Annotated in this window: 5 protein-coding genes; 1 reads left to right on the forward strand and 4 read right to left on the reverse strand. The window is 68.5% G+C overall.

The features are described 5' to 3' along the window. Positions 1 to 23: 23 nt before the first annotated feature. The 4 genes from plsB to V3B46_RS10990 form a co-directional block, all read right to left on the reverse strand. Entirely contained in the window at positions 24 to 2,660 is a 2,637-nt protein-coding gene (plsB, locus tag V3B46_RS10975) for a glycerol-3-phosphate 1-O-acyltransferase PlsB (RefSeq protein ID WP_106466665.1), read from the reverse strand. Next, positions 2,660 to 3,610 (reverse strand): hypothetical protein, encoded by a 951-nt coding sequence (locus tag V3B46_RS10980; protein WP_329891904.1) that lies wholly within the window; start codon positions 3,608 to 3,610, stop codon positions 2,660 to 2,662. Before V3B46_RS10980 ends, plsB begins: the two co-directional genes overlap by 1 nt. A gap of 424 nt (positions 3,611 to 4,034) precedes the next feature. Next, positions 4,035 to 4,760: an orotidine-5'-phosphate decarboxylase gene (gene pyrF, locus V3B46_RS10985; RefSeq protein ID WP_154261825.1), complete on the reverse strand. Its 726-nt coding sequence runs from the start codon at positions 4,758 to 4,760 to the stop codon at positions 4,035 to 4,037. Continuing rightward, positions 4,757 to 5,680 (reverse strand): 5'-nucleotidase, lipoprotein e(P4) family, encoded by a 924-nt coding sequence (locus V3B46_RS10990; RefSeq protein WP_154261824.1) that lies wholly within the window; start codon positions 5,678 to 5,680, stop codon positions 4,757 to 4,759. The genes pyrF and V3B46_RS10990 overlap by 4 nt, the downstream gene beginning before the upstream one ends. A gap of 101 nt (positions 5,681 to 5,781) precedes the next feature. Here V3B46_RS10990 and V3B46_RS10995 point away from each other — a divergent pair, with 101 nt between their 5' ends. Then, on the forward strand, positions 5,782 to 6,435 hold the full coding sequence (locus V3B46_RS10995; protein WP_154261823.1) for a YceH family protein: 654 nt from the start codon (positions 5,782 to 5,784) through the stop codon (positions 6,433 to 6,435). Positions 6,436 to 6,549 lie beyond the last annotated feature (114 nt).

Genomic DNA, 6,549 nt, shown 5'->3' on the forward strand with positions numbered 1-6,549 from the left:
CCGGGCATCGCCCGGCACTACCTTCAATCCTGCGGCGCCGCCTCGTCCGGGCGTGCCGCTTCCGGGCTGACCCGCTCGATGGTGTGGCGCAGTTCGCGGCCGAGGATGAACTTGGCATCCTTGGCCCAGGCGTCCAGGCGTTCGTCGAACAGCAGCTTGCTGTTCTCGTCCGGCCACACCAGGCGCAGTTCGCGCAGCTTCTGGATGAAGCCACGGAACAACGACTTGTCGAAGAACTCCGGTGCCGCCGGTGCATAGAGCAGGCTGAGCCGCTGCGCAGCCTGCTGGCACAGGCTTTCCAGCTCGGCGGCGCCGAGCACGCCGGGGCCGTTCTTCACCAGCACCGAGATGGCGATGTAATAGCGCTCGAACGCCTGCTGCAGCGAATGGCCAATCGCACGCAGGCGGAACACCTCATCAGTCTGCCCGGTGTTGCGCGCCAGGATGCCGCCATCGTCATCGTTGACGTTCTGCAGCAGGCCTTCGCGCACGAACACATCGATGGTCCGGTCGATGCGCTGGGCGAACTCGTCCTCGCTCCACGGCAGGAACAGCTCGGCCTGCAGGAACGGGTACACCGTACGGCCCAGCTGGACCAGGCCGGTGCGGCTCATGCGGCGGTTGTTCTGGAAGCAGCAGGCCACCCACGACGATGCGGTGAACAGGTGCACCACGTTGTTGCGGAAGTAGCTCAGCAGCACCGCGGTATCGCCGCTGACGCTGAGCACGTCACCCAGCGGGTGCTTGATGCGGGTGAGGACGTTGATTTCCTCGGCATGGGCGATGATCCGCTCCGGCGAGTGCGGGGTCACCGTCACCCGGTCCGAATACGGCATCTCGACCAGCAGGGTCTTGCACAGCTCGATCTGCGCGATCAGGTCGGCCTCGCCCATCGCGTGCTTCGGCGTGGACAGCAGGGCCAGCGCCAGCAGGTTGATCGGGTTGACGTCGGCGGCGCCGTTGATGCGCACCTGGATGCGTTCGGCCAGCGTATCCACCGTGGTCGACAGCCACGCCGGCTTCTCGTCCTCGGACACCGCCTCGCCCTTCCACTCCGGCGCCTTCTCGGCCAGCACGTCGTTCAGTGCGATCGGTTCGCCGAAGTTCACCACCACCTGGCCGTAGTTCTGCTTGAGCACCTTGGGGATGCCCCACAGCAGCGACCAGATCGATTCCTTTTCCTTCGGCCGGCCGGACAGTTCGTCCAGGTAGCTGCCGCCCTCCATCAGCTTCTCGTAGCCAATGTAGATGGGCTGGAACAGCACCGGCTTGCGCGGCTGGCGCAGGAACGCGCGCAGCGTCATCGAGATCATGCCGCCCTTGGGCTGCAGCAGGCGGCCAGTACGCGAGCGGCCACCCTCGACGAAGTACTCCAGCGAGTAGCCACCGGCCACCAGCTGCGCGACGTATTCGCTGAGCACCGCCGAGTACAGCGCGTTGCCACGGATCGAGCGGCGGATGAAGAACGCACCGCCCTTGCGCAGCAGGGTGCCGACCACCGGCAGGTTCAGGTTGATGCCGGCCACGATGTGCGGCGGCACGATGCCACGGTCGTACAGCAGGTACGACAGCAGCAGGTAGTCCATGTGGCTGCGGTGGCTGGGCACGTAGACCACTTCATGGCCCGGCGCGGCGGCCTTGAACTTGTCCAGGTGGTGCACCAGCACGCCCGCATAGATGCGGTTCCACACATGGCTGAGCATGAAGCTGGCCGAGCGCACCACCGGGCTGGAGTAATCCGCGGCGATTTCCCAGGCGTAGGCGTGTGCCTTCTTCCAGGCATCGGCCGGCTTCGAGTTGTCGCGCTTGGCCTGTGCGGCGATCGCCTCGCGCACCGGTTCGGCGGCCAGCACCTGGTCCACCAGCAGGCGCCGCGTCGACAGGTCGGGGCCGATCACCGATTCACGGATGCGACGGAAGTGCGTACGCAGCACGCGCTGCAGCTTGCGTACCGTGCGCTCCGGCTCCAGGCCCTCGTCCACGGTACTGCGCAGCGAGATCGGCGGGGCAAAGCGGACGATGGTGCTGCGGCCGTTGAGCAGCACCGCCAGCAAGCGGCGGAAGCGGCCGACCAGCGCCCAGTTTTCCGAGAACAGCACGGCGAACCAACCGCTCTGCTTGTCCGGCGCGCGGCCGACAAAGATCGACACCGGCACCAGGTGCACGTCCAGGTCATCGCGCACGCGATGGGCCTGCAGCACCTTGGCCAGCGAGTCCGAATGGGTCTTGGCGCCGCGCTGCTCGGGGATCAGCGAGTTGCTGGAGCTGCGCCGCGACAGCGCCAGATAGGCGCGCTTGCGGCCGGTCGGGTCACCGGCCAGCGGCACCAGCGGCGACGGCAGGCCGGCCTGGCGGCAGGCCTTGTCCAGGATCAGCGCATTGGACAGGCCGTAGTCCTCCAGCACGTACATGACCGGGCGGCCATCGTTGTACTGGCCCGGGTCTTCCGGTTCGATCTTCAGCGACAGCCACGGCTCGACCAGGCGGCCGAGCAGGCGAGCCCACAGCGGGCGGCGGCCGGCCGGACGCGCGTGCGCGGGCGGCGGTACCGGGTTCGGGCCGGTACCGGTCGAGGGGGACGCCGGCACCGTATCGGCGGGCGTCGACTGGGATTCTTCGCCGGGGAACGGCAGCGGGTTCTGTTTCGACATCGGCGCCATTATGGCTTAGGCGACGGCGTTGCCGCTTCCCCACCCTCGGCGGGGGCTTCAGCCGGTGACGGCGACGCAGCGGCGCGGGCCGCGTCGGCCTTGCGCAGCAGCGCGTCGGTGTCGGCCAGGGTGCGGGTCAGGTACCAGTGGCCCTCGCGGCGGCTCAGCGGCAGCTGCAGGGTCATCTCACGCCCCGCCAGGTCGTAGTGCAGGCGCACCAGCGCATTGTCGCCCTCCACCGAGAGCAGTTCACCGCGTACGCTGCGCAGCGCATCGTCCACGCCCAGCCCGTAGCTGCCCAGCACCGCCTTGAGGGTATGGATGAACGGCGCCAGCTGCTGCAGGCTGCCTTCCATGCCCGCGGCCTGCAGGCCGGCCTCATCGTCGAAGCCGACCTTGCCGGCGGCACCCACCAGCGCGGCGATCGTGCTGCGTGCACGCGCACGGTCACTGATCGGCGCGCCCTGCGCCCAGCTGGCAAGGGTTTCCACCAGGGCGATGTAATGGGCCTGCTGGCCGGGCGTGTAGCCCTTCTGGTGGCGCAGGTACTGCACGCCGAAGGTGCCCATCGACTGCGCGGCCTGGCGCACGGCACCGGCCTGGCCGGCCAGCTGGCGGTCGAAGCTGCGTTGCAGTTCGGCACTGGCATTGGGCGTACGCAATGCGGCCAGCATCGGCAGCAGCTGGTCACCCAGCGGCAGCTCGGTCAGCGGCCACTGGCTGTGGCCCTCGGCCCAGGCCTGCTGCAGGCGCTGGTACTGGCTGGGTGGAACCGACAGCTTTGCATAGCCGACCAGATCGTCCTCGGCCAGGCTCAGGGCCATCGCCTGCACCGCCGCAACCGGTTCGGCGGCCGGCCTGGCCGGATCGTTGGCCGGTTCACGGCACGCAGCCACGGCCAGCAGCATGACTGCCAGCCCCCATCCACGCGCAGACCTTCCTCGCACTGCCACGCTCATGCACTCGGACTCCCCGGACCGGTCCGCATCTTGCGGCCTGCGAGGTGACAGCGGCAAGCCGGGACGTCACGGTTTCCGCGGTTGCTTGTGCAAGTCACTGATCGGAATAAAAAAAGAGCCGGGATCACGAGGATCACAGGCTCTTCAAGCCGGCGCAGGGCCGGTGGACAGTGTTGTGGCACATGTCCGGTCCGAGGACCGGATGGCGGCGATCCTACGCTGCCGTTCAAGTTAAGGCAACACTTCACGTAGTGCAGGGTAAATTATTGATTTTATTGATCAGATTGATGCCTGGTATGGAAGCCATGAAATCTACGGCAGGTTTTGCGGCGATTCGGGCACAACCGGTCCTTGGGCGGATGCAAAAACGCCATCCCGCGCGGGTCGGGATGGCGTTCGGGCCTGCGGACTGCGCAGCGGAATCTCAGCGCGCAGCCAACGCCGACGCGATTTCCTGCTGGATGGCCCGGGCCGCGGCCTGCGGATCAGTGACCAGACGGATCGGGCGACCGACCACGATGGCATCGGCGCCATCGGCAAAGGCCTGGGCCACGCCAACGGTACGCTTCTGGTCATCGCCGACCGGGCCACCGGGGCGGATGCCCGGGCAGACGATCGAGAACCCGGCGCCGGTAGCGGCGCGGATCGGGCCGGCTTCCTGGCCCGAGGCGATCACGCCATCGATGCCGGCCGCCTGCGCGGCCAGCGCGCGCTCGACCACCACGTCCACCGGCTCACGGTCGATGCCCATCTGCGCCAGGTCCGGGCGGCCCATCGAGGTCAGCACGGTCACCGCCAGCAGGCGCATGTCGCTGCCGTTGGCGGCGGCGCAGGCTTCCATCATCGCCGGGTGCCAGCCGTGGATGGTGGCGTAGCTGACCGGCCACTGCGACAACCGCTTGATCACCGCCGCAGCGGTGGCCGGGATGTCGAAGAACTTCAGGTCGACGAACACGCGCTTGTCGCGGCGGGCCAGCTCGTCCAGCACCTGGAAGTACTCGCCGGAGGCGAGCAGTTCCATGCCGATCTTGTAGAACGCAACGCTGTCGCCGAGGCGGTCGACCCACTCCAGCGCCTGCACGCGGTCCGGCACGTCCAGCGCGAAGATCAGGCGCTCGTCGTCGCGCAGTGGCAGCGGCGCGCGGCTCACGGTGCGTAGTCCAGGGCGGCGCGCTTGGCGTCGTGGCGGGCCTGGCGCGACTGGCTGTAGTCGTTGTTGAACTGCGCCGGCTCGAAGCCGCCGTAGGTCGGATTCGGCAGCATCCACCAGCGCTCGCCGAACCAGTCGTGGTACTGCTGCAGCAGCGCGTCACGACCGTCGTTGGTGTTGGCGGTCACTTCGACGAAATCGCCCAGCTGGTCGCCGAACTGCATCAGCACGCGGTATTTCTGCCCGGCCAGGCGGCGGCGGCAGTTCTTCTCGCTGCCGGCCTGCTCGCAGCCTTCGACCACGGTGCCCAGGCCCAGGAACACGCTGTCATCGGCCACCGGCAGGCCCTGCTCGCGCAGGTTGGCCAGGGTTGCGTCCTTCAGGTGCACGGCTCGGTTGGAGATGTACAGCAGGGTCACGCCCTTGGCGTTGGCGGCCTTGGCGAAATCAACCACGCCCGGAATGGCCTTGGCCTTCTTTTCGGCCACCCACTGGTCCCAGGTCAGCTCGTCGTATTCCTTGCCGTCGCGCACCAGGCGCGCCTGGTAGGGCGAGTTGTCCAGCACGGTCTCATCCACGTCCAGCACCACGGCCGGCTTCAGGCCCTTGGCCTCGTTGCCGCGCTCTTCCGGCACCAGCGCATCCCAGTGGGCTTCCTTCAGCGCGGCGTCGAGGCGGTCGGCGGCAGCACGGTAGGTCTGCTCGGTGATCGCCTTGTACTCCTGCGCGCGCTGCATCCAGAGCACCGCATTGAGGTTGTCGTTGGCAGTGGCATCGAGCGCGCCATCGGCCTTGGCGGCGGCGGCCGGAGCCTCCGGCGCAGCGGCTTCGGTGGCCGGCGCATCCACGCGCTTGCAGGCGGACAGGCCCAGCGCCGCAGTGGCGAGCAGGGTCAGGGACAGGGAAACGGGACGACGCATGGATTCACCGGCAATCAGATATACCGGCGCATTTTACCGGCAAAGCAGGCCCCGGGACGGCTATGCTTGGCGGTTGACCCGTTGCCCTTCCGGAGGCCGCCATGACCGATTCCAACCAGACCCCCGACGTCCCCCTGCTCGACGCCGTGCAGGCCCGCCTGCTGGGCTGCCTGGTGGAAAAGGAGGCAACCACCCCGGACACCTATCCGCTGACGGTCAACGCCGCCCAATCGGCCGCCAACCAGAAGACCGCCCGCGAGCCGGTGATGAACGTCGATGCCGGCAGCGTGCAACACGCGCTGCGCCAGCTGGAAACACTGGGCCTGGCCCGCCAGCACTTCTCCTCGCGCGCAGACCGCTACGAGCACCGCCTGCAGGCCGCGCTGGACCTGACCCGGCAGCAGACCGTGCTGCTGGCGATGCTGCTGCTGCGTGGGCCGCAGACCCTGGGCGAACTGGTCACGCGCAGCGAGCGCCTGCACCGCTTCGCCGACGCCGACGAAGCCCGCCACGCCATCGAGCGCCTGCAGCAGCGCGCGCTGCTGGTGGTGCTGCCGCGCGCCAGCGGCCAGCGCGAAGACCGCTACATGCACCTGCTGTGCGGTGAAGTGGACGGCGCGGCGCTGGCGGCGAAGTACGCCGGCAGCGGCGGTGGCAGCAGCGATGCGGCCGATCCGGGCCTGGCCGAGCGCGTGGCCCAGCTGGAAGCGGCCGTGGCCGAGCTGCAGGCGCAGCTGGCCGAACTGCGCGGTTGAAACAGTCCACCGGGGTCGGATCCCGCAAGGCGGGCTCCGACCCCGTGCGCATCAGGTAGTGCCGGCCGCTGGCCGGCGTCCATGATCCACCGGGTTGCCGGCCAGCGGCCGGCA

This window comes from Stenotrophomonas sp. SMYL11 (assembly GCF_036320005.1).
In the GTDB taxonomy this organism is placed as follows: domain Bacteria; phylum Pseudomonadota; class Gammaproteobacteria; order Xanthomonadales; family Xanthomonadaceae; genus Stenotrophomonas; species Stenotrophomonas maltophilia_A.